The organism is Pseudomonas allii, assembly GCF_055380095.1.
This window is the reverse complement of sequence record NZ_AP039450.1, coordinates 5,050,580-5,072,483: the sequence shown is the minus strand read 5'-3', so window position 1 is coordinate 5,072,483 and position 21,904 is coordinate 5,050,580. Positions and strand designations below refer to the sequence as shown.

Here is a 21,904-nt window from a genome sequence, read left to right as displayed (position 1 = left end):
TTTGACGACCAGATCATTAGGGGCTTGTTACATGTCTACATCCCTCGCATTCGTCTTTCCAGGGCAGGGTTCGCAGTCCCTCGGCATGTTGGCCGAGCTGGGCGCGCAATACCCGCTGATCCTGGACACCTTCAAGGAAGCTTCCGACGCCCTGGGTTACGACCTGTGGGCACTGACCCAGCAGGGGCCGGAAGAGCAACTCAATCAAACCGATAAAACCCAGCCGGCCATCCTGACCGCCTCGATCGCCCTGTGGCGCCTGTGGCTGGCAGAAGGCGGCGCACGCCCTGCATTCGTCGCCGGCCACAGCCTGGGCGAATACAGCGCCCTGGTGGCAGCGGGCAGCATGACCCTGGGTGATGCGGTCAAGCTGGTCGAGCGTCGTGGCCAGCTGATGCAAGAAGCCGTTCCGGCCGGGCAGGGCGGCATGGCCGCGATCCTGGGCCTGGACGACGCCGTGGTGATCGAAGCCTGCGCCGAAGCGGCCCAGGGCGAAGTCGTCAGTGCAGTGAATTTCAATTCCCCGGGCCAGGTGGTGATCGCCGGTGCCAAGGCTGCCGTTGAGCGTGCCATCGAAGGCTGCAAGGCGCGTGGCGCCAAGCGTGCGTTGCCGTTGCCGGTGAGCGTGCCGTCGCACTGCGAGCTGATGCGCCCGGCGGCCGAGCGTTTTGCCGAGTCCATCGCCGCCATCAACTGGCAGGCGCCGCAGATCCCGCTGGTGCAGAACGTCAGCGCCGCCGTGGCTGCCGACCTCGAAACCCTCAAACGCGACCTGCTGGAACAGCTCTACAAGCCGGTACGCTGGGTTGAATCGGTCCAGACCCTGGCCGCCAATGGCGCGACTGAACTGGTTGAGTGCGGTCCGGGCAAAGTCCTGGCCGGCCTGAACAAGCGCTGCGCTGACGGCGTTTCGACTGCCAACCTCAATACCCCTGACGCCTTTGCTGCCGCTCGCGCGGCACTGGCCTGAATCCCTGAACTTAGGAGAAGCCTGCATGAGTCTGCAAGGTAAAGTTGCACTGGTCACCGGCGCAAGCCGTGGCATTGGCCAGGCGATCGCCCTGGAGCTGGGCCGTCAGGGCGCCGTTGTGATCGGCACCGCCACTTCCGCCTCGGGCGCCGAGCGTATCGCCGCGACCCTGAAGGAAAACGGCGTGCAAGGCACCGGCCTTGAGCTGAACGTGACCAGCGATGAGTCCGTGGCTGCCGTGCTGGCCGAGATCACCGCACAGTTCGGCGCACCGGCGATTCTGGTAAACAACGCCGGCATCACCCGTGACAACCTGATGATGCGCATGAAAGACGACGAGTGGTACGACGTGGTCGACACCAACTTGAACAGTCTGTTTCGCCTGTCCAAGGGCGTTTTGCGCGGCATGACCAAGGCGCGTTGGGGCCGAATTATCAATATTGGCTCCGTAGTGGGTGCCATGGGCAACGCTGGCCAAGTAAACTACGCAGCCGCCAAGGCCGGTCTGGAAGGTTTCAGCCGTGCATTGGCACGTGAAGTCGGCTCGCGGTCGATTACGGTCAACTCGGTGGCCCCAGGGTTCATCGACACCGATATGACCCGCGAACTGCCGGAAGCACAGCGTGAAGCGTTGCTGACGCAGATTCCGCTGGGCCGTCTGGGTCAGGCTCAAGAGATCGCGAATGTGGTCACTTTTCTGGCATCCGACGGTGCGGCATACGTGACTGGGGCTACAATCCCGGTGAACGGCGGGATGTACATGAGTTAAATTGTGACGGATCGCTTCAAAAATATGTCATACGAGCTGTCTAAAATCCGTTATAAAGCTGCAACTTAATTTATAGGCAGGTGGTCGACCGGGTACAGGGTGAAGCTTTCAGTTGAAAAGCTGAAAAGGCTTTCTATACACTTACCCACTGGCCAGCTGCCTGAATTTGTCCATTAGGAGTTAAACAAGGTATGAGCACCATCGAAGAGCGCGTCAAGAAAATCGTCGCCGAGCAACTGGGCGTTAAAGAAGAAGAAGTGGTCAACACTGCTTCCTTCGTAGAAGACCTGGGTGCCGATTCCCTTGACACCGTTGAGCTGGTGATGGCTCTGGAAGAGGAATTCGAGACCGAAATCCCGGACGAAGAAGCTGAAAAAATCACTACTGTTCAAGCTGCTATCGACTACGTTACTAGCCATCAGGCGTAATAGTTTGTAGTCGTCGCTTGCTGTCAGGGAAAAACCGCACTGCTGTAACGGCGTGCGGTTTTTTCTTTAGCCCTGATGAAAAGTACGCGCTGAAGCAAAAGTGTCGTCATTAGAAAAAGGAGAGTGCTGTGTCGCGTAGACGCGTCGTAGTCACCGGTATGGGTATGTTGTCGCCACTGGGCACGGATGTGCCAAGCAGTTGGCAGGGCATTCTGGCTGGCCGCAGTGGTATTGGTCTGATCGAACACACGGACCTTTCTGCCTATTCCACCCGTTTTGGCGGCTCGGTAAAGGGTTTCAATGTCGAGGAATATCTCTCGGTCAAGGAATCCCGCAAACTCGACCTGTTCATTCAATACGGCCTGGCAGCCGGTTTTCAGGCGGTACGCAATGCCGGCCTGGAAGTCACCGACGCCAACCGTGATCGCATCGGCGTGGCCATGGGTTCGGGTATTGGCGGTTTGACCAATATCGAAGAAACCAGCCGCACGTTGCACGATTCCGGCCCCCGTCGAATTTCACCGTTCTTCGTCCCGGGCTCGATCATCAATATGATTTCCGGTTTCCTGTCCATCCACCTGGGCGCACAGGGACCTAACTACGCCATCGCCACGGCGTGCACCACCGGCACGCATTGCATTGGCATGGCGGCGCGCAATATCGCCTATGACGAAGCCGACGTGATGATCGCCGGCGGCGCCGAGATGGCGGCGTGCGGCCTCGGCATGGGCGGCTTCGGCGCGTCCCGTGCGCTGTCGACGCGTAACGACGAGCCGACCCGCGCCAGCCGTCCATGGGACAAAGGCCGTGATGGCTTTGTACTCTCCGACGGTGCCGGCGCCCTGGTGCTGGAAGAGTTGGAACACGCCAAGGCGCGTGGTGCCACTATCTACGCCGAGCTGATTGGCTTTGGCATGAGCGGTGACGCCTACCACATGACCTCGCCGCCGTCCGACGGTGCCGGTGCTGCGCGTTGCATCACCAACGCCCTGCGCGATGCGAAGGTCAATGCGGACCAGGTGCAGTACATCAACGCCCATGGTACTTCGACCCCGACGGGCGACCTGGCGGAAGCCGAGGCCATCAAGTCGGTATTCGGCGAACACGCCTACAAGCTGGCGGTCAGCTCTACCAAGTCCATGACCGGTCACCTGCTGGGTGCGGCGGGCGCGGTCGAGGCGATCTTCAGTGTGATGGCCATCAAGGATCAGGTCGCACCGCCGACCATCAACCTGGATGAGCCGGACGAAGGTTGCGACCTGAACTTCGTGCCACACGAAGCGCAGCCGATGCCGATCGACGTGGTGATCTCCAATTCGTTCGGTTTTGGCGGCACCAACGGTTCTCTGGTGTTCCGCCGGTTCGCCGAGTGATGCACAGCTGGGTTGACGGTCAGCCAGCGGACAGCGTGCCCCTGAAAGATCGCGGCCTGGCGTATGGCGATGGGTTGTTCGAGACCATCGCCGTCAAGGCCGGGCAGCCGGTGCTGCTCGACCGTCACCTGCAACGCCTCGACGAGGGGGGCAGGCGCCTCGCCTTGGTTGCGGATCTGGTGTTGATTCGCAGCGAAGTGCTGGCCTACGCCACCGCCCTCGGCGAGGGTGTCCTCAAATTGATCCTGACCCGTGGCGACAGCCTGCGCGGTTATGGCATCAACCTTGGCGCACCGGTGCGCCGTATCTTGCAGGGCAGCCCGCCCGCTACTTATCCCAGCGCCCATGGAACCGATGGCATCCGCCTGTTTCCCTGTGCCACCCGGTTGGCCGAGCAGCCATTGCTGGCCGGTCTCAAACACCTCAATCGCCTGGAACAGGTGATCGCCCGCGCCGAATGGCAGGACGCCGAGCACGCTGAAGGCTTGATGCTGGATGTGTCCGATCGCGTGATCGAAGGCGTATTCAGCAACCTGTTCCTGGTGCGCAACGGCTTGTTACTAACCGCTGATCTGACGCGTTGCGGCGTGGCCGGGGTGATGCGCGCCGAGATTCTGGCCCAGGCACAGACCCTGGGCATCCCGGTGGCCGTGGCTGACATCAGTGTCGAGCAGTTGCAGCAAGCCGACGAAGTCTTCGTGTGTAACAGCGTTTATGGCATTTGGCCGGTGCGCGAGTGCGCTGCGATGAGCTGGTCGGTTGGCCCGCTCACCCGTAAACTGCAGGGCATTGTTCGCGCGCTATTGGAAATTTGAGTTGATACGAAAACTGGTTGTACTGCTGCTGATCGGTCTGTTCTCGGCGGCTTTGCTGTTGGGTTATGGCGCCTGGAAATACGACGCTGCCCTGAAGCAGCCCTTGAACCTGACCCAGGAGCAATTGCTCGACGTACCGGCAGGGGCGACCCCCACTGGCACCTTCAATCGCCTGGAAGCCGACGGGGTGCTGGACGGTGCCTTCTGGTTGCGCCTGTACTGGCGCTTCAACCTGGACGGCCAGCCACTGCACAGTGGCGAATACCGCATGACGCCCGGCATGACGGCCCAGGGCCTGATCGGCCTGTGGCAGCGTGGCGAAGTGGTGCAATACAGCCTGACGCTGGTCGAAGGCTGGAACTTCCGCCAGGTACGCTCGGCGCTGGCCAAGCATGAAAAGATCGTGCAGACCCTCTCGGGCCTGAGTGACAGCGAAGTCATGGACAAGCTCGGTCACCCTGGCGTGTTTCCCGAGGGGCGGTTCTTCCCCGATACCTACCGTTTCGTGCGCGGCATGACCGACGTCGAATTCCTGAAGAAAGCCTACAACCGCCTGGACGACGTACTCGCCCAGGAGTGGAGCAAGCGCGCTGCCGATGCGCCGTACACCGACCCTTATCAAGCGCTGATCATGGCCTCCCTGGTGGAGAAAGAGACGGGCGTGCCTGAGGAGCGTGGGCAGATTGCCGGGGTATTTGTACGTCGCCTGAAGATCGGCATGTTGTTGCAGACCGACCCGACGGTGATCTACGGCCTGGGCGAGCGTTACAACGGCAAGTTGACCCGCGCGCACCTCAAGGAAGCCAACCCCTACAACACCTACATGGTGGCCGGCCTGCCGCCGACGCCCATCGCCATGGTCGGCCGCGAGGCGATCCATGCCGCGTTGAACCCGGTGCCGGGCAGCAGCCTGTATTTCGTCGCCCGTGGCGATGGCAGCCATATTTTCTCCGATAACCTGGATGCGCATAATGCCGCCGTGCGTGAGTTCCAACTCAAGCGGCGCGCCGATTACCGCTCCAGCCCGGCGCCGGTGGTGAAGCCTGCCGAAGACGCAGCGCCACCTGCGGATGTGCCCGCTGATACGCCAGCCGAAACTGTGCCGGACACCACCGCGCCGCAAAGCCTGCAATAATTCTGACTAAGGACTGCCTGTGACTGGCTTGTTTATTACCCTGGAAGGCCCTGAAGGCGCCGGCAAAAGCACCAACCGCGATTACCTGGCCGAGCGCTTGCGCAGCGAAGGCATCGAGGTGGTGTTGACCCGCGAGCCCGGTGGCACGCCGCTGGCCGAGCGTATCCGCGAAGTGCTGCTGACGCCGGGTGACGAGCAGATGAACCCGGACACCGAGCTGCTGCTGGTGTTCGCCGCCCGTGCCCAGCACCTTGCCGAGGTGATCCGTCCGGCCCTGGCCCGTGGTGCCGTGGTGATCTGCGATCGGTTTACCGATTCCACCTATGCCTACCAGGGCGGCGGTCGAGGCTTGTCCCTGGAGCGCATCGCCACCCTGGAAACCTTTGTCCAGGGCGAATTGCGCCCTGACCTGACCCTGCTGTTCGATCTGCCGGTGGAAGTCGGCATGGCCCGTGCCAGTGCCCGTGGCCGTCTGGACCGCTTCGAACTGGAAGGCGATGGGTTCTTCAACGCGGTACGCAGTGCATTCCTTACACGGGCCAAGGCTGAGCCTGCGCGGTATTCCCTGCTGGATGCCGCCCAACCGCTGGCGCACGTGCAGCAGGCCATCGACGCGCTGCTACCTAAACTGCTGGAGCGCGCCCGTGGCTGAAGCCTACCCGTGGCAGGACAGCCTGTGGCAACAATTGGCCGGCCGTGCCCAGCACGCCCACGCCTACCTGTTGCATGGGCCGGTGGGGATCGGCAAGCGAGCGTTGGCCGAGCGCCTGATGGCCAGCCTGCTGTGCCAGCGCCCGGTCAAGCTTGAGGCCTGCGGCGAGTGCAAGTCCTGCCTGCTGCTCAAGGCCGGCAGCCATCCGGATAACTACCTGCTGGAACCCGAAGAGGCCGACAAGGCGATCAAGGTCGATCAGGTGCGCGACCTGGTCAGCTTCGTGGTGCAGACCGCGCAGATGGGCGGGCGCAAAGTGGTGTTGATCGAGCCGGTGGAGGCGATGAACATCAATGCCGCCAACGCCTTGCTCAAAAGCCTGGAGGAGCCGTCCGGCGATACCGTGCTGTTGTTGGTCAGCCACCAATCGAGCCGGTTGTTGCCCACCATCCGCAGCCGCTGCGTGCAGCAGGCATGCCCGCTGCCGAGCGAGGCCATGAGCCTTGAGTGGCTGGCGCGTGCGTTGCCGGAGTGCAGCCAGGACGAACGGGTCGAGCTGCTGACCCTGGCCGCCGGTTCGCCGTTGGCCGCGGTGAAGCTGCACGCCCAGGGAGTACGTGAACAGCGTGCGCTGGTGGTGGACGGGGTCAAGAAACTGATCAAGCAGGAAGTGTCCGCCACCCAGCTGGCAGAAAACGCCTGGAAGGACATCCCCCTGCTGTTGCTGTTCGACTGGTTCTGCGATTGGTCGAGCCTGATCCTGCGCTACCAGCTGACCCAGGATGAAAACGGCCTGGGCCTGCCGGATATGCGCAAGGTGGTGCAATACCTGGCGCAGAAAAGTGCCCAGGACAAGGTGCTGACGCTCCAGGACTGGATCCTCGCCCAGCGCCAGAAGGTACTCGGCAAAGCCAACCTCAACCGCGTGCTGCTGCTCGAAGCGTTGCTGGTGCAGTGGGTCGGTTTGCTCGGGCGCCGTTAATTTCCGTGGCCGGCGGGTGTATCGTCAGCCAGACATTTTTCGTGACTGAAGTTGTAGACCCCTATGCTCGTAGATTCCCACTGCCACCTTGACCGTCTCGACCTGGCCCAGCACGGCGGTTCCCTTGACACTGCCCTCGACGCCGCGCGCCAGCGTGGGGTAGGGCACTTCCTGTGCATCGGCGTCAGCGCGGAGAATGCGGCAGACGTCAAAGCCTTGGCCGAGCGTTATGCCGATGTGGATTGTTCGGTGGGTATCCACCCGCTGGACCTCAAGCCCGGTGAAGCCCCGGCACTCGACTGGCTGCTGGGTGAACTCAATCACCCGCGCGTGGTGGCCATCGGCGAAACCGGCCTGGATTACCACTACGAGCCCGAAGCCGCCGAGTTGCAGCAGGCTTCGTTCCGCCTGCACCTGCAAGCCGCCCGGCAGACAGGCAAACCGGTGATCGTCCACACCCGTGGCGCCCGTGCCGACACCCTGACCCTGCTGCGCGAAGCGGCATTGCCCCAGGCCGGTGTGTTGCATTGCTTTACCGAAGACTGGGACATGGCCAAGGCGGCGCTGGACCTGGGGTTCTATATTTCGCTGTCGGGTATCGTCACCTTCCGCAACGCCGACGCCCTGCGTGATGTCGCACGCCAGGTGCCCGCCGACCGCCTGCTGGTGGAAACCGATTCCCCGTACCTGGCGCCTATCCCCCATCGCGGCAAGCCGAACCTGCCGGAGTATGTGCGCGATGTGGCGGATTACCTGGCGATGCTGCGCGGTGAGTCCTACGAGCGTTTTGCCGAGCAGACCACCGAAAACTTCAAGCGCCTTTTCCCGCTGGCCCACGTCGCCTCTTAACGCAAAGGTCAAATCGCAGGCAAAAAAAACCCGGGTTCTGGGGGGGGGGAATCCGGGTTAAGACCATTAGGAGTAAAACAAGGGTACGCGGTCCGTTGGTACCCAGGTCGGCGCTTCACTTGGGGGAGATGTCACGCCGACAGTTCAAGTATTGATCAGTATCCGATTCAGTCCAGTCGCGACTGATCGTTTTTTAAACAGATTTGGAATACGCGCGCTTCGCTTGAGTTCTCATCAGGCCGGTGCACGGGTGCAGTTGTTGCGTATTATTTCTGACTGATATCAATGAAAACGTTGGCGCGCTGAAAGTAAAGTGCATTCCGGGTTCACATAGACATTGCCCAACGACCGTTCAGTCGGGATAATCCCTCGCACCGGGTAAATCGTATCGCCACGTATCCGTGGCCCTGCGCAACCCTCCCTAATCCGACCTTTGCAGACCTCTTCCTCATGCACAAAGAACCCCGTAAGGTCCGTGAGTTTCGCCGCCGTGAGCAGGAAATTCTCGACACCGCACTCAAGCTGTTCCTCGAACAAGGTGAAGACAGCGTCACCGTCGAGATGATTGCGGATGCCGTGGGTATCGGCAAAGGCACGATCTACAAGCACTTCAAGTCCAAGGCCGAGATCTACCTGCGCCTGATGCTCGACTATGAGCGCGACTTGAACGAGCTGCTGCACTCGGCCGATGTCGACAAGGACAAGGAAGCCCTGTCCCGTGCCTACTTCGAGTTCCGCATGCGTGACCCGCAGCGCTATCGCCTGTTCGACCGGCTGGAGGAGAAGGTGGTCAAGGGCCATCAGGTGCCGGAGATGGTCGAGGAACTGCACAAGATCCGCGCCTCGAACTTCGAACGCCTGACCCTGCTGATCAAGGGCCGCATCAGTGAAGGCAAGCTTGAAGATGTGCCGCCGTATTTCCACTACTGCGCCGCCTGGGCCCTGGTGCATGGTGCCGTGGCGCTGTACCACTCGCCGTTCTGGAGCAACGTGCTGGAAGACCAGGAAGGTTTCTTCCAGTTTTTGATGGATATCGGCGTGCGCATGGGCAACAAGCGCAAGCACAGCAGTGAGCCGCCGGCGATTGAAGCGGCGCCGGCCCAAACGCCTGCCACGTAATGATTTGCTGCCACGCGCAGTACCCCAGGAATATACTCAGACAAGGACTCTTGCTAAAAGCTGATTTATCAGTCAGCTTTTAGCGCGCCCGAATCATCCTCTGCCGGAGTGATCCATGATCGTTGATCGTCAAGGCAGGCGTTTTCGCAATTTGCGGATCAGCCTGACCTCAGCCTGCAATTACGCGTGTACCTACTGCGTGCCTAACGGCAAGCGGCTGGTGGCTGCCCAGGACGAACTCTCGGCCGAGGCCATGGCCCGTGGTGTGGAATACCTGATCGAAGCGGCGGGCATCGACCGCCTGCGCATCACCGGCGGCGAGCCGCTGGTCAGCCCCAAGCTCGAAGCCTTCATGGGCGCAGTGGGGGGGATGGGGCTCAGCGATATCAGCCTGACCACCAACGGCCAACTGCTGGCGCGCAAGCTGCCGTTGCTGGTGGAGGCCGGGATCAAGCGTATCAACGTGTCCCTCGACACTCTGGATGCGGATGCCTTCCGCAGTATTGCCCGTGGTGGCGACCTGGCCACTGTGCTCGACGGCATGGACCAGGCCCGCGCTGCCGGCATCAAGATCAAGGTCAATATGGTGCCGTTACGCGGCCAGAACCTCGACCAGGTCATGCCGCTGCTCGACTATTGCCTGGAGCGTGGCTACGAGTTGCGCTTTATCGAGTTGATGCGCATGGGCCATTTAGCCAAGGACTCCAACGCGTTCCTGCAGCAGTTTGTCAGCCTGCAACAACTGCTGGGCCTGATCGGCGAACAGTATGAATACCTGCAAGCCAACGCCCCCGTGGACGCCACGGCCGTACGCTACGAAGTGCCGGGCAAGGGCTTCTTTGGTGTGATCGCCAACGAGAGCGTGCCGTTCTGCCGCACCTGTTCGCGGTTGCGCTTGTCGTCCACCGGCTGGCTGCATGGCTGCCTGTCGTCGAGTAACCGTCACTACGTCGGCGACCTGCTGGACAAGCCGCGCCATCAAGCGCTGCCGGCGTTGCAAGGCCTGTTGATGAAGGCCCTGGGCGACAAACAGGAAGTGGCCTTCTCGGGCGGCGCCACCATCATGAAAATCATCGGCGGCTAACCAACCCGCTCAGACAGCACACAACCAAATGTGGGAGGGGGCTTGCCCCCGATTACGGTGGGTCCGCTATACATGAGTGGGCTGATACACCGCTATCGGGGCAAGCCCCCTCCCACATTTGTTATGGGTTGTCACCAAATGGCGCAGAACCTGCATCACACGCCCATTCGCCGGTTTTCCGTCACCGGCTTCTGGAGGATTAGGATGCGTAGTCTGGTTTTGTTGCTGGCGTCGTTGACGCTGAGTGGCTGCATGACCGTCAGCGATATGGCCGAAGGCACCCGCTATCAGATGAGCGACGCCGGTTTGCTCGACCACAGCGATACCCGCCGTACCGCTTCGGTACGCATACAGCCGGACTCCTTTGTCTTTATCGCCCAGGGCGCTTTCGTGCCGCCGGGTAGTGCTTACCCGCGTCCGAACGTGGTGGCCGAAGAAGCCTTCAATGGTTTTGTCGAATACTTCCCCATGGTGCGCCGGGCCCGTCAGCCCGAAGGCCTGGAGCAGGCCATGGCTGAAGCCCGTGCGGCGGGGGCTCACTACCTGCTGTACTGCCGTTTCGCCAAGGCGGATGACCGCATCGGCAACGCGGATGAATGGGCCGACCAGGAAGCCCTCGACCGCGTCGGCCTGGACAGCGGCGTCATCCAGATCATGTTGATCGAGATCAGCACCCAGTATTTGATTGATACTGCACGTATACGCAGTCGTGGCGGTTTACTGACGTTCCACGACAACAAGCCACAAGACCTGATCGCCCGCCCCCTGGCGCAGTACGCCCGCGGCCTGTTGGGGATGAGCAATCCATAAGACCCAGGAGAACCCCATGACCGATTCCGCCAAGGCCAACGACCTGTTGGCCCAATTGCCCAAAGGCAAGGGACCGGCGCCGGTGCACCTATGGAACCCGGACTTCTGCGGCAACATCGACATGCGCATCGCCCGTGATGGCACCTGGTTCTACCAAGGCACGCCGATCGGGCGCAAGCCGATGGTCAAGCTGTTCTCCAACATCATCCGCCGCGACGGCGATGATTACTTCCTGATTACTCCTGTAGAAAAAGTCGGCATCACCGTCGATGATGCGCCGTTTGTCGCCATTACACTGGAAGTCGAAGGGCAGGGCGAAAGCCAGGTGCTGCGCTTCACCACTAACGTCGATGAGCAGGTCGAAGCCGGCCTCGAACACCCTCTGCGGGTGGTGATCGATCCTGTGACCCAGGAGCCCGCACCCTATCTGCGAGTGCGCAGCAACCTCGAAGCCCTGGTGCACCGCAATGCGTTCTACCAATTGGTGGAGCTGGCAGTGAGCCGTCCGATCAACGGTCAGAACTGGCTGGGCGTCTGGAGCGCAGGGGAGTTTTTCCCTATTGGCCTGGAGCCCTGAGGCCGGTTTTATCATCTCCCTGAAATAATTCGCTTGCTGCACATGGGCGCTTTGCGTTATCAATTTGTACATGATTAGACATGTTCGATTTGATAAGAAAAAACGCGTCGTCGACGAGCTCATCCGCCGTATCGAGGGTGGGGTGATGGCAGACGGTTTCCTGCTGCCGGGAGAGCATCAGTTGGCCGAAGAGTTCGCGGTCAGCCGCGGCACCCTGCGTGAGGCCCTGGCCGAACTCAAGCGGCGTAACTACATCGCGACCCAGAGCGGCGTCGGCTCCATCGTCACTTTTGACGGCATGGTGCTTGACCAGCGCAGCGGCTGGGCCCAAGCCCTGGAGGACACCGGTGCGAAGGTCAACACCGATATCCTGCGCCTGGAAGCGGTGACCCGCCCGGACTTGCTCAGCCGTTTTGGCAGCGACCAATTCATTGCCCTCGACCGTCGCCGTCGCACCACCGACGGCACTGTCGTGTCCCTGGAACGCTCGCTGATGCCCGCTTCCGGAGGCCTGGAAGGCCTGCCGAGAGTCGGCCTGATCGATAATTCCCTGACCATTACCCTGGCTGCCTACGGTTATGTCGGCGCCGAAGGCGACCAATGGATCGGTGCGGAGCCCCTCAGCGATGAAGATGCCGAGTTGCTTGGCCGCCCAGCCGGCACGGTGTTCCTCAAGGCCTCGCGTACCACCTACGACCGTCGCGAGCGTTTCATGGAGTATGTCGAAAGCTTGCTCGACCCTCTGCACTTTCGCCTGCACCTGCAATTTGGAAACTCGAAATGACCTCGCTCAATCGCGCCCTCGGCGCCTTCTACGGCCTGGCCTTGGGCGATGCCCTGGGCATGCCGACCCAGTCCCTGAGCCGCGAACAGGTGCGCGCGCGTTTCGGTGCCATCACCGGCCTGGAACACGCCGACGCCGACCAGCCCATCGCACCGAACATGCCTGCCGGTTCCATCACCGATGACACCGAACAGGCCATGCTGGTGGGCGAGTTGCTGGTGGAAGGCCAAGGCAAGATCGAGCCCACCGTGCTTGCCCAGCGCCTGATCGACTGGGAAGCGGTGATGCGCGCCAAGGGCTCGCAGGATTTGCTCGGCCCCTCCACCAAGCGTGCGATCGACATGATCCTCGCCGGCCACACACCGGAAGAATCCGGCCGTTACGGCACCACCAACGGCGCCGCAATGCGCATCACGCCAGTGGGGATTGCCGCCGATGTCAGCGACCCGGCGCCGTTTATCCAGGCGGTGATCCAGGCCTGCCAGGTCACCCACAACACCACCCTGGGTATTTCCAGTGCGGCGGCGGTGGCGGCGGTGGTATCGGCCGGCATCAACGGCGTGGACCTGGGCGAAGCGTTGAACATCGGCACCCAGGTTGCCCAGCAGGCCGAAGGCCATGGTCACTGGATCGCGGGTGGGCGGATGTCCACGCGCATCAGCTGGGCGCGGACCTTGAGCGTCGGCAGCGGTGACAAGGCCCTGTTCGCGGACCTGTTGTACGAATTGATCGGCACCTCCGTCGCGTCCCAGGAGTCGGTGGTGGTGTCGTTCGCCCTGGCCCAGCAAGTGGCGGTGGGCGAGATGAATGCCTTCGAGGCGTTGTGCCTGGCGGCCAGCCTTGGCGGCGATACTGACACCATCGCGGCGATTCTCGGCGCCATGCTCGGCGCGTGCCTGGGCATGCAGTGCTGGCCCGAGGCGCTGATCGAACAGGTCAAGCAGGTCAATGGCCTGGATCTGCAATCGCTGGTTCAAGAGCTGTTGAAAATGCGCTGAGTCAGGACGACCGGAAGATTCGCTTTGTATACCTGCCACAACCACAACAATACAGGCACTTGGAGCACCCCCTCATGAGCAGCACATCTTCTGGCCAGAGCGCCGGGCAATTGGAAACACGCGGCATCGAACCGGTCCCGGAAGGCGAGTGCAACGGCCACCCGCTGCAACTGTTCTGGGTGTGGTTCGCGGCCAATATCAGCATCCTCGGCTTGCCGCTCGGCGCCACGCTGGTCGCGTTTCGCGGCCTGGCGATCTGGCAGGCCATCATCGTGGCGATCCTCGGCGCCGCCGGCTCCTTTGCGGTGGTCGGCATCATCTCCATCGCCGGCCGCCGTGGCCGTGCGCCCAGCCTGACCCTGTCCCGCGCCATCTTCGGTGTGCGCGGCAATATCGGCCCGACCCTTGTGTCGCTGATGTCGCGCCTGGGCTGGGAAACCGTCAACACCACCACGGCGGCCTTTGTGCTGCTGTCGTTGTGCTCGATCCTGTTCGGCTCGCCGGTCGAAGCCAAAAGCGCACCGGTGCTCACCCTGGTCTTCATCGCCATCTTCGTGCTGCTGACCTTATCGGTATCCGGGCTGGGCCACGCCACCTTGCTGGTGATCCAGAAGTGGGCTACCTACGTGTTCGGCGCGTTGAACATCCTGGTCGGCGGCTTCCTCTGCGCCACGATCGACTGGAGCGCGGTGTTCAACGCTACCCCGGCACCCTTGAGCGCGATGATCATCGGCATCGGCACCATGGCCGCTGGCACGGGTATCGGCTGGGCCAACGCCGGCGCGGACATGTCGCGCTACCAGCGCCGCAGCGTCAAGGCCGTGCGCCTGGTGGCGTCGGCGGCGTTCGGTGCGGGCATTCCGCTGGTGCTGCTGATCACTCTCGGCAGGTTGTTTCGGAGCGCCGGGCAGGTTCGAGTCATCGCCCTTATTGATCTTGGGTTCATTGACCGATGGACCCATTTTGCCGTTGCCGACGGCGGCTGGTGCCTGGCGTTGGGTGTCATGGCCCTGGGTATGCGGGTCAGCGGCATTGGTATTGTCAATGACTGCGCCGCCATTGGTGTCCAGGCCGGTGCCCATGGATTTCTGGGACTCGGTGGTGGCGTCCGGATTGGTCGGGCCGGTAGAGGAGGTGGCCGCAAAACCGCTCAGCGAAACCGAAGACAACAGGCCAGCCAGGGCGAGGGCAGCAAACTTGGAATGCTTCATGAGGGTGTCTCCATATGATGAATGTCCTTACCCTCTATTGGTCCGCCGGTGTTCTTCGTTCGTGCCTTGATGGCGACGAACGGTCTTGGTCTACCTGTAAGATTTTGTGTGCCAGTGACCACGAATTGCGCTGCAACTCGTCACGAAAGCGCCTTAGTATGTGTGCTTTGAAATTGCCAAGGCTCGCCCATGACCATCGAGATTCGCCCTGCCGTGCCCAGCGATGCTTCGCAGATCCTGACTTTCATCACCGAGCTTGCCGAGTACGAGAAGGCCCGGCATGAAGTGATCGCCAGTGTGGTGGACATCGAGCGTAGCCTGTTCAGCGAAGGGGCGACCGCCCATGGCCTGATCTGTTTGCGCGATGGCCTGCCGATTGGTTTTGCGGTGTTCTTCTTCAGCTATTCCACTTGGCTGGGCAGCAACTGCCTGTACCTGGAAGACCTGTACATCAACCCGGAGCAACGCGGCGGCGGCGCGGGCAAGAAGCTCTTGCGCCACCTGGCGAAGATCGCGTTCGACAACGGCTGCGGGCGCTTCGAGTGGAGCGTGCTGGACTGGAACGAACCGGCGATTGCGTTCTATAAATCCATCGGTGCCCAGCCGCAGGAAGAGTGGGTGCGTTATCGCATGGAAGGTGATGCGCTGCGTGACTTCGCCCTAGGCTAAAGACCGTAGATCAAAATGTGGGAGGGGGCTTGCCCCCGATAGCGGAGTGTCAGTCACCAAAAGATGCTGACTGATTCACCGCCATCGGGGGCAAGCCCCCTCCCACATTTTTTTGCCTTATGCTCACTATGTGGGATGCAAATTTATATATTGAGATGTTTCAAAAGATGGGTTTATAGTCGGCTGCATCAGCACTCACTACCAAAAATAAAACAGGTGAAGCGATGCAGGCACAACCGTTGTCACTCCCCGCCGTGCCCGAACCCACCTACGGCGAGCGGCTCAAAGGCAAAGTGGTGATCATCACCGGTGCCGCCCAGGGTATTGGCGAGGCGATCGTCGCGTGTTTCCAGGCGCAACAGGCGAAGCTGGTCATCGCTGATATCCAGGGCGAAAAGGTTGAGCACGTTGCCGCCCACTGGCGCGCACGTGGCGCCGAAATCTACGCGCAACCCGTCGACATCACTTCCAAGGAACAATGGCAGGCGCTGGTCAATGTGGCCATCGAGCGCTTCGGCCGGGTGGATGTGCTGGTCAATTGCGCCGGGGTCAATGTGTTCCGCGACCCGCTGGAGATGACCGACGAAGACTGGCGCCGCTGCTTCGCCATCGACCTCGACGGCGCCTGGTACGGCTGCCGCACGGTGCTGCCGTTCATGATCGAGCAGGGCATCGGCAACATCATCAACATTGCCTCCACCCATTCCAGCCACATCATCCCCGGCTGCTTCCCCTATCCCGTGGCCAAGCATGGCCTGCTTGGCCTGACCCGCGCCCTCGGCATCGAATACGGGCCCAAGGGCATCCGTGTGAATGCCATCGCGCCGGGCTACATCGAAACCCAACTCAATGTCGACTACTGGAACGGTTTCCCCGACCCCCACGCCGAGCGCCAGCGTGCGTTCGACCTGCACCCGCCCAAGCGCATCGGCCAGCCGATCGAGGTGGCGATGACTGCGCTGTTTCTGGCGACCGACGAGGCGCCTTTTATCAACGCCACCTGCCTGATGATCGATGGCGGGCGGTCTGTGATGTACCACGACTAACGCGTTTTCCAATAACAAGAAAGAGGTGGTTCATGTTCAAGAAGACTCTAGGCACCCTGGCACTGGCAATGGTGTTCAGCAGCGTCGCACTCGCCGAAGAAGTGAAGATCGGCTTCCTGGTCAAGCAGGCCGAAGAACCCTGGTTCCAGACCGAATGGGCCTTCGCCGAGAAAGCCGGCAAAGAGCACGGCTTTACCGTGATCAAGATCGCCGTGCCCGATGGTGAAAAAACCCTCTCGGCCATCGACAGCCTGGCTGCCAACGGCGCCAAGGGCTTTGTGATCTGCCCGCCGGACGTGTCCCTCGGCCCGGCCATCGTCGCCAAGGCCAAGGTCAATGGCCTGAAAGTCATGGCCGTGGATGACCGCTTTGTCGATGCCAAGGGCAACTTCATGGAAGACGTGCCGTACCTGGGCATGGCCGCCTTTGAGGTGGGCCAGAAGCAGGGCGCCGCAATGGCAACCGAAGCGAAAAACCGCGGCTGGGACTGGAAGGACACCTACGCCGTGATCAACACCTATAACGAACTCGACACCGGCAAGAAGCGCACCGACGGTTCGATCAAGTCGCTGGAAGACGCCGGCCTGCCCAAAGACCATATCCTGACCGCCGCGCTCAAGACCCTCGACGTACCGGGCAGCATGGACGCGACCAACTCGGCCTTGGTCAAACTGCCCGCAGGCGCGAAAAACCTGATCATCGGCGGCATGAATGACAACACCGTGCTCGGCGGCGTACGTGCCACCGAAAGCGCGGGCTTCAAGGCGGCCAACGTGATCGGTATCGGCATCAATGGCACCGACGCCATCGGCGAGTTGAAAAAGGCTGACAGCGGCTTCTTCGGCTCGATGCTGCCCAGCCCGCATATCGAGGGTTACAACACCGCGTTGGCGATGTATGAGTGGGTCACCACCGGCAAGGAACCTGCGAAATACACGGCGATGGACGAAGTGACCCTGATCACCCGCGCCAACTTCCAGGCAGAGCTGACCAAGATCGGGTTGTGGAAATGACCGGCGCGGCCTTGCGCTTCAACGGCATCGGCAAGGAGTTTCCCGGTGTGAAAGCCCTGGCGCAGATCAGCTTTGAAGCGCGGCCGCGTGAGGTGCATGCGTTGATGGGTGAGAACGGCGCGGGCAAGTCGACGCTGCTGAAAATCCTCGGCGGTGCCTACCTGCCCAGCAGCGGCACGCTGCAGATCGGCGCGCAGACCATGGACTTCAAGTCTGCCGCCGACAGCATTGCCAGCGGCGTGGCGGTGATCCACCAGGAACTGCACCTGGTGCCGGAAATGACCGTGGCCGAGAACCTGTTCCTTGGGCACCTGCCGACGCGCTTCGGGGTGGTCAACCGCAGCCAGTTGCGCCAGCAAGCGTTGGCCTGCCTCAAGGGGCTGGCGGATGAAATCGATCCGGATGAGAAGCTTGGTCGGCTTTCCCTTGGCCAGCGCCAACTGGTGGAAATCGCCAAGGCGCTGTCCCGTGGCGCCCATGTGATTGCCTTCGACGAGCCCACCAGCAGCCTGTCGGCGCGGGAGATCGACCGCTTGATGGCGATCATCACGCGCCTGCGCGATGAAGGCAAAGTGGTGCTCTACGTGTCCCATCGCATGGAGGAAGTGTTCCGCATCTGCAACGCGGTGACGGTGTTCAAGGACGGCCGCTACGTGCGTACCTTCGACGACATGAGCACCCTCACCCACGACCAGTTGGTGACGTGCATGGTCGGTCGCGATATCCAGGACATCTACGACTACCGCCCGCGTGAACAGGGCGATGTAGCGCTGAAGGTCGAGGGCTTGCTTGGCCCGGGCCTGCGTGAACCGGTCAGCCTTCAGGTACACAAGGGCGAGATTCTCGGTCTGTTCGGCTTGGTCGGGGCAGGGCGCACGGAGCTGTTTCGGCTGCTGAGTGGTTTGACCCGCAGCACCGCAGGACGCCTGGAGCTCTGCGGGCAACCACTGCAGCTGCATTCACCCCGCGATGCCATCGCCGCCGGGGTGCTGCTGTGCCCGGAGGACCGCAAGAAGGAAGGCATCATTCCGCTCTCCAGCGTCGCCGAGAACATCAATATCAGCGCGCGTGGCGCCCACTCCGCGTTCGGCTGGCTGCTGCGCGACGGCTGGGAAACGGCCAACGCTGACCGGCAAATCAAGGCCATGAAGGTCAAGACGCCGAACGCCGAACAGAAAATCATGTACCTGTCCGGCGGCAACCAGCAGAAGGCCATTCTCGGCCGCTGGTTGTCGATGCCGATGAAAGTACTGCTGCTGGATGAGCCAACGCGTGGCATCGATATCGGCGCCAAGTCGGAGATCTACCAGATTATCCATAACCTGGCGGCCAGCGGTATTGCGGTAATCGTGGTGTCCAGTGACCTGATGGAAGTGATGGGTATTTCCGACCGCATCCTGGTGATGAGCGAAGGCGCCCTGACCGGCGAACTCACGCGCGACCAGGCGGATGAAGCACGGCTGTTGCAACTGGCTCTCCCGCGTTCGCGGGCTTGAAGAATTCGAGGTGAATGATGTCTGAGGTAAAAACTGCAAAGGGCTTCTGGCCGGGTTTCAACCAGCGCAAATTCCTCGATGATTGGGTGATGCTGCTCGCCGCGTTGAGCATCTTTGTGCTCAGCGCGTTGTTTATCGACAACTTCCTTTCGCCGCTGAACATGCGTGGGCTGGGCCTGGCGATTTCCACCGTGGGCATCGCCGCGTGCACCATGTTGTTCTGCCTGGCATCCGGGCATTTCGACTTGTCGGTGGGCTCGGTGATCGCCTGCGCCGGTGTGGTCGCGGGTATCGTGATCCGTGACACCGACAGCGTGGTGCTCGGTGTGTCGGCGGCGCTGGCCATGGGCCTGGTGGTGGGGCTGATCAATGGCATCGTCATCGCCAAGCTGCGCATCAACGCCTTGATCGCGACGTTGGCGACCATGCAGATCGTGCGCGGCCTGGCTTACATCTTCTCCAACGGTAAGGCCGTCGGCGTGATGGACGAAGGTTTCTTCGTATTCGGCAACGGCCAGTTGATGGGCGTGCCGGTGCCGATCATCATCACCGTGCTGTGCTTTGTGTTCTTCGGCTGGCTGCTCAACTACACCACCTATGGGCGCAACACCATGGCCATCGGCGGTAACCAGGAAGCGGCATTGCTGGCCGGGGTGAACGTCGATCGCACCAAGATCATCATCTTTGCCGTACACGGTCTGATTGGTGCGTTGGCCGGGGTGATCCTCGCCTCGCGCATGACCTCGGGCCAGCCGATGATTGGGCAGGGCTTCGAGCTGACCGTGATCTCGGCGTGCGTGTTGGGCGGGGTGTCGTTGAGTGGCGGCATCGGCATGATCCGCCATGTGATTGCCGGGGTGTTGATTTTGGCGATCATCGAGAATGCGATGAACTTGAAGAACATCGACACCTTCTACCAGTATGTGATCCGGGGTTCGATCCTGTTGCTGGCGGTCATTATCGACCGCATGAAGCAACGCTGATCCCGAGCCCTATGAAGATCCAAATGTGGGAGGGGGCTTGCCCCCGATGGCGGCACGTCAGAAAAACATGCATTCACTGACACACCGCTATCGGGGGCAAGCCCCCTCCCACATTTGGATCTGCGCTGTATTGAGGTTCAGCTTTTGCCATAATGCCGCTCGTTTTCGTACCACCACATAGGCCCGATATGCAGGAAAACGCCCACACCCCCGTCAAAGACGCCGCTCCCACCGGCACCCAGACCCTGCTGCGTGGCCTGGGCGTGGTGCAGGCCGTGGCGGCGGGTGCGCGGGATCTGAAAGAGATCGCCAAGCGCATCGGCACCACCCGCAGCACCACCCACCGCCTGGCCAGTTGCCTGGTGGACGAGCGTTACCTGCGCGTGGTGCCGCAAGTCGGTTACCTGCTGGGGCCGAAGTTGATCGAGCTGGGGTTTCAGGCGCGGGAAGAGCTGCCGCTGGTGACCCTGGCCATCCCGTATCTGGATGAGCTGTCGGCGCTGACCGGTGACACCATCCACCTGGCCATCCGCGAATACGACGACGTGCTGTACCTGCACAAGAACCCTGGCCGCAATGGCCCGGAAATGCGCTCGCGGGTCGGCCACCGCATGCCGCTGGCGCGCACCGGAATTGGCAAGGCATTGCTGCTGGATGACACGGTGGAAGAGTGGCAGCGTCTGTACGACGTCAGCCTGCCGGTAGGCGGGAAAAGCCTGCAATGGCCGCAGCACCCGGAACAATCCTGGGCACAGTTCGAGCAGCGCATGCGTGAATACGTGGTGGGCGGGTATGCGTTCGACCTGGAAGACAACGAACCGTCGATCCGCTGCGTGGCGGCACCGGTGCGCGATGCCAGCCGGCGGATTGTCGCCGGCATCAGCATCGCCAGTACCGTGCCCTACATGCCGCTGGAGAAAATGGCCGAGCTGATTCCCGTGGTCAAACAGGTCGCAGCGCGGCTGTCGGCGGAGTTGGGCGCGAAGGCCTGATCAGGCCTTCAAGGTCGCCATGTCAATGACAAAGCGGTACTTCACATCGCCGGCGATCATGCGGCTGTAGGCTTCGTTGATCTGGCGGATGTCGAGCATTTCGATGTCGCAGGTGATGTTGTGCTCGGCGCAGAAATCCAGGACTTCCTGGGTTTCGGCAATGCCACCGATCAAGGAACCGGCCAGCACTTTGCGGCCCAGCACCAGCTTGGCGGCGTTGACGGGCGGGTCGACCGGCTCGATCAAGCCGACCAGGATGTGCACGCCGTCAAAGCGCAGCACGTCGAGGTAGGGGTTCAGGTCGTGCTGCACCGGGATGGTGTCCAACAGGAAGTCGAAACGGCCGGCGGCGGCGTTCATCTGCTCGGCATCGGTGGACACGATCACATGGTCGGCACCCTGGCGACGGCCTTCTTCGGCTTTGCTCGCCGAGCGGGTGAACAGCGTCACTTCCGCGCCCATGGCCTTGGCGAACTTGATGCCCATATGGCCCAGGCCACCCATGCCCAGCACGCCGACTTTATCCCCGGCCTTCACGCCGTAGTGCTTGAGCGGCGAGTAGGTGGTGATGCCGGCGCACAGGATCGGCGCCGCGCTGGCCAGGTCGAGCTTGGCCGGGATCTTCACCACGAAGTGCTCGCTGACCACGATGCTGTCGGAGTAACCGCCCATGGTGTTGCTGCCGTCGACGCGGTCTGGGGTGGCGTAGGTCATTGTCGGGCCTTCGAGGCAGTATTGCTCCAGGTCCGATTTGCAGGCGTCGCAGTGGCGGCACGAGTCGACCATGCAGCCCACGCCTACCAGGTCGCCAATTTTGTGCGCGGTGACATTGGCGCCCACGGCGGTGACCTTGCCGACAATCTCGTGGCCCGGCATCAGCGGGTACACGGCAATGCCCCATTCGTTGCGCGCCTGGTGGATGTCGGAGTGGCAGACGCCGCAGTAGAGGATCTCGATGGCCACGTCATCGGCGCGCGGGCTGCGGCGCTGGAAAGACATGGGGGCGAGGGGAGTGGTGGCCGACTGGGCGGCATAACCGATGGCGGTGTACATGGGGAAACCTCGCAAAAGCTTGGACAGGAGAGGTGGCGCATTTTGCGCGCCGACCCTGGGAGCGAACATGGCAAATGCTCCGAGTCTCATGCCTAT

General features: G+C 61.7%; 22 protein-coding genes and 2 pseudogenes. 22 read left to right on the top strand and 2 right to left on the bottom strand.

The window, feature by feature from the left end; genetic code table 11:
• Positions 1 to 31: 31 nt before the first annotated feature.
• The 16 genes and pseudogenes from fabD to ACZ445_RS23050 all read left to right on the top strand — a co-directional run.
• Entirely contained in the window at positions 32 to 970 is a 939-nt protein-coding gene (fabD, locus tag ACZ445_RS23125) for an ACP S-malonyltransferase (RefSeq protein WP_058427474.1), read from the top strand.
• A 25-nt stretch (positions 971 to 995) separates the two neighbouring features.
• Complete coding sequence (gene fabG / locus ACZ445_RS23120; protein WP_015885432.1) at positions 996 to 1,739, top strand: 3-oxoacyl-ACP reductase FabG; 744 nt, start codon at positions 996 to 998, stop codon at positions 1,737 to 1,739.
• A 191-nt stretch (positions 1,740 to 1,930) separates the two neighbouring features.
• Positions 1,931 to 2,167 (top strand): acyl carrier protein, encoded by a 237-nt coding sequence (gene acpP / locus ACZ445_RS23115; RefSeq protein ID WP_003175607.1) that lies wholly within the window; start codon positions 1,931 to 1,933, stop codon positions 2,165 to 2,167.
• Positions 2,168 to 2,295: 128 nt separating this feature from the next.
• Positions 2,296 to 3,540, top strand: a complete 1,245-nt coding sequence (fabF, locus tag ACZ445_RS23110) for a beta-ketoacyl-ACP synthase II (protein WP_058427473.1) — start codon at positions 2,296 to 2,298, stop codon at positions 3,538 to 3,540.
• The gene (gene pabC / locus ACZ445_RS23105; protein WP_058427472.1) at positions 3,540 to 4,355 is read left to right on the top strand and encodes an aminodeoxychorismate lyase; all 816 of its coding nucleotides are present in this window, start codon (positions 3,540 to 3,542) and stop codon (positions 4,353 to 4,355) included. The genes fabF and pabC overlap by 1 nt, the downstream gene beginning before the upstream one ends.
• A gap of 1 nt (position 4,356) precedes the next feature.
• Positions 4,357 to 5,490 (top strand): endolytic transglycosylase MltG, encoded by a 1,134-nt coding sequence (gene mltG, locus ACZ445_RS23100; protein WP_058427471.1) that lies wholly within the window; start codon positions 4,357 to 4,359, stop codon positions 5,488 to 5,490.
• A 19-nt stretch (positions 5,491 to 5,509) separates the two neighbouring features.
• A complete protein-coding gene (gene tmk, locus ACZ445_RS23095; RefSeq protein WP_310863324.1) occupies positions 5,510 to 6,142 on the top strand; it encodes a dTMP kinase in 633 nt (210 codons plus the stop codon).
• On the top strand, positions 6,135 to 7,124 hold the full coding sequence (locus ACZ445_RS23090) for a DNA polymerase III subunit delta' (protein ID WP_058427445.1): 990 nt from the start codon (positions 6,135 to 6,137) through the stop codon (positions 7,122 to 7,124). The genes tmk and ACZ445_RS23090 overlap by 8 nt, the downstream gene beginning before the upstream one ends.
• Before the next feature lie 63 nt (positions 7,125 to 7,187).
• A complete protein-coding gene (locus ACZ445_RS23085) occupies positions 7,188 to 7,973 on the top strand; it encodes a TatD family hydrolase (RefSeq protein ID WP_058427444.1) in 786 nt (261 codons plus the stop codon).
• A 450-nt stretch (positions 7,974 to 8,423) separates the two neighbouring features.
• On the top strand, positions 8,424 to 9,092 hold the full coding sequence (locus tag ACZ445_RS23080) for a TetR/AcrR family transcriptional regulator (protein ID WP_058427443.1): 669 nt from the start codon (positions 8,424 to 8,426) through the stop codon (positions 9,090 to 9,092).
• A 115-nt stretch (positions 9,093 to 9,207) separates the two neighbouring features.
• A complete protein-coding gene (locus ACZ445_RS23075; protein ID WP_058427442.1) occupies positions 9,208 to 10,176 on the top strand; it encodes a GTP 3',8-cyclase MoaA in 969 nt (322 codons plus the stop codon).
• Positions 10,177 to 10,380: 204 nt separating this feature from the next.
• The gene (locus ACZ445_RS23070; protein WP_464707620.1) at positions 10,381 to 10,986 is read left to right on the top strand and encodes a DUF4823 domain-containing protein; all 606 of its coding nucleotides are present in this window, start codon (positions 10,381 to 10,383) and stop codon (positions 10,984 to 10,986) included.
• 16 nt (positions 10,987 to 11,002) lie between these two features.
• Entirely contained in the window at positions 11,003 to 11,563 is a 561-nt protein-coding gene (locus ACZ445_RS23065) for a DUF1285 domain-containing protein (protein WP_058427440.1), read from the top strand.
• Between the two features lie 70 nt (positions 11,564 to 11,633).
• Positions 11,634 to 12,347 (top strand): GntR family transcriptional regulator, encoded by a 714-nt coding sequence (locus ACZ445_RS23060; RefSeq protein WP_058427439.1) that lies wholly within the window; start codon positions 11,634 to 11,636, stop codon positions 12,345 to 12,347.
• The gene (locus tag ACZ445_RS23055; protein ID WP_058427438.1) at positions 12,344 to 13,345 is read left to right on the top strand and encodes an ADP-ribosylglycohydrolase family protein; all 1,002 of its coding nucleotides are present in this window, start codon (positions 12,344 to 12,346) and stop codon (positions 13,343 to 13,345) included. The genes ACZ445_RS23060 and ACZ445_RS23055 overlap by 4 nt, the downstream gene beginning before the upstream one ends.
• A gap of 74 nt (positions 13,346 to 13,419) precedes the next feature.
• Positions 13,420 to 14,239 (top strand): annotated as a pseudogene (locus ACZ445_RS23050) (purine-cytosine permease family protein); the annotation flags it as partial.
• Here ACZ445_RS23050 and ACZ445_RS23045 read toward each other — a convergent pair.
• Positions 14,227 to 14,556: pseudogene (locus ACZ445_RS23045) on the bottom strand (hypothetical protein); the annotation flags it as partial. The pseudogenes ACZ445_RS23050 and ACZ445_RS23045 sit on opposite strands and share 13 nt — an antisense overlap.
• 189 nt (positions 14,557 to 14,745) lie before the next feature.
• Here ACZ445_RS23045 and ACZ445_RS23040 point away from each other — a divergent pair.
• The 6 genes from ACZ445_RS23040 (at position 14,746) to ACZ445_RS23015 (ending at position 20,755) form a co-directional block, all read left to right on the top strand.
• Positions 14,746 to 15,225 carry a GNAT family N-acetyltransferase gene (locus ACZ445_RS23040; protein WP_058427433.1) on the top strand — a complete coding sequence of 160 codons (480 nt, stop codon included), beginning with the start codon at positions 14,746 to 14,748 and terminating at the stop codon, positions 15,223 to 15,225.
• A gap of 224 nt (positions 15,226 to 15,449) precedes the next feature.
• Complete coding sequence (locus tag ACZ445_RS23035; protein ID WP_179040790.1) at positions 15,450 to 16,271, top strand: SDR family oxidoreductase; 822 nt, start codon at positions 15,450 to 15,452, stop codon at positions 16,269 to 16,271.
• Positions 16,272 to 16,303: 32 nt separating this feature from the next.
• On the top strand, positions 16,304 to 17,284 hold the full coding sequence (locus ACZ445_RS23030; RefSeq protein ID WP_058427431.1) for a substrate-binding domain-containing protein: 981 nt from the start codon (positions 16,304 to 16,306) through the stop codon (positions 17,282 to 17,284).
• Positions 17,281 to 18,780 (top strand): L-arabinose ABC transporter ATP-binding protein AraG, encoded by a 1,500-nt coding sequence (araG, locus tag ACZ445_RS23025; protein ID WP_464707619.1) that lies wholly within the window; start codon positions 17,281 to 17,283, stop codon positions 18,778 to 18,780. Before ACZ445_RS23030 ends, araG begins: the two co-directional genes overlap by 4 nt.
• Before the next feature lie 17 nt (positions 18,781 to 18,797).
• The gene (araH, locus tag ACZ445_RS23020; protein WP_028617559.1) at positions 18,798 to 19,763 is read left to right on the top strand and encodes an L-arabinose ABC transporter permease AraH; all 966 of its coding nucleotides are present in this window, start codon (positions 18,798 to 18,800) and stop codon (positions 19,761 to 19,763) included.
• Between the two features lie 188 nt (positions 19,764 to 19,951).
• Entirely contained in the window at positions 19,952 to 20,755 is an 804-nt protein-coding gene (locus ACZ445_RS23015; protein WP_058427429.1) for an IclR family transcriptional regulator, read from the top strand.
• On the opposite strand, the gene ACZ445_RS23010 is transcribed toward ACZ445_RS23015, so the two are convergent.
• Positions 20,756 to 21,808: an NAD(P)-dependent alcohol dehydrogenase gene (locus tag ACZ445_RS23010; protein ID WP_058427428.1), complete on the bottom strand. Its 1,053-nt coding sequence runs from the start codon at positions 21,806 to 21,808 to the stop codon at positions 20,756 to 20,758.
• Positions 21,809 to 21,904 lie beyond the last annotated feature (96 nt).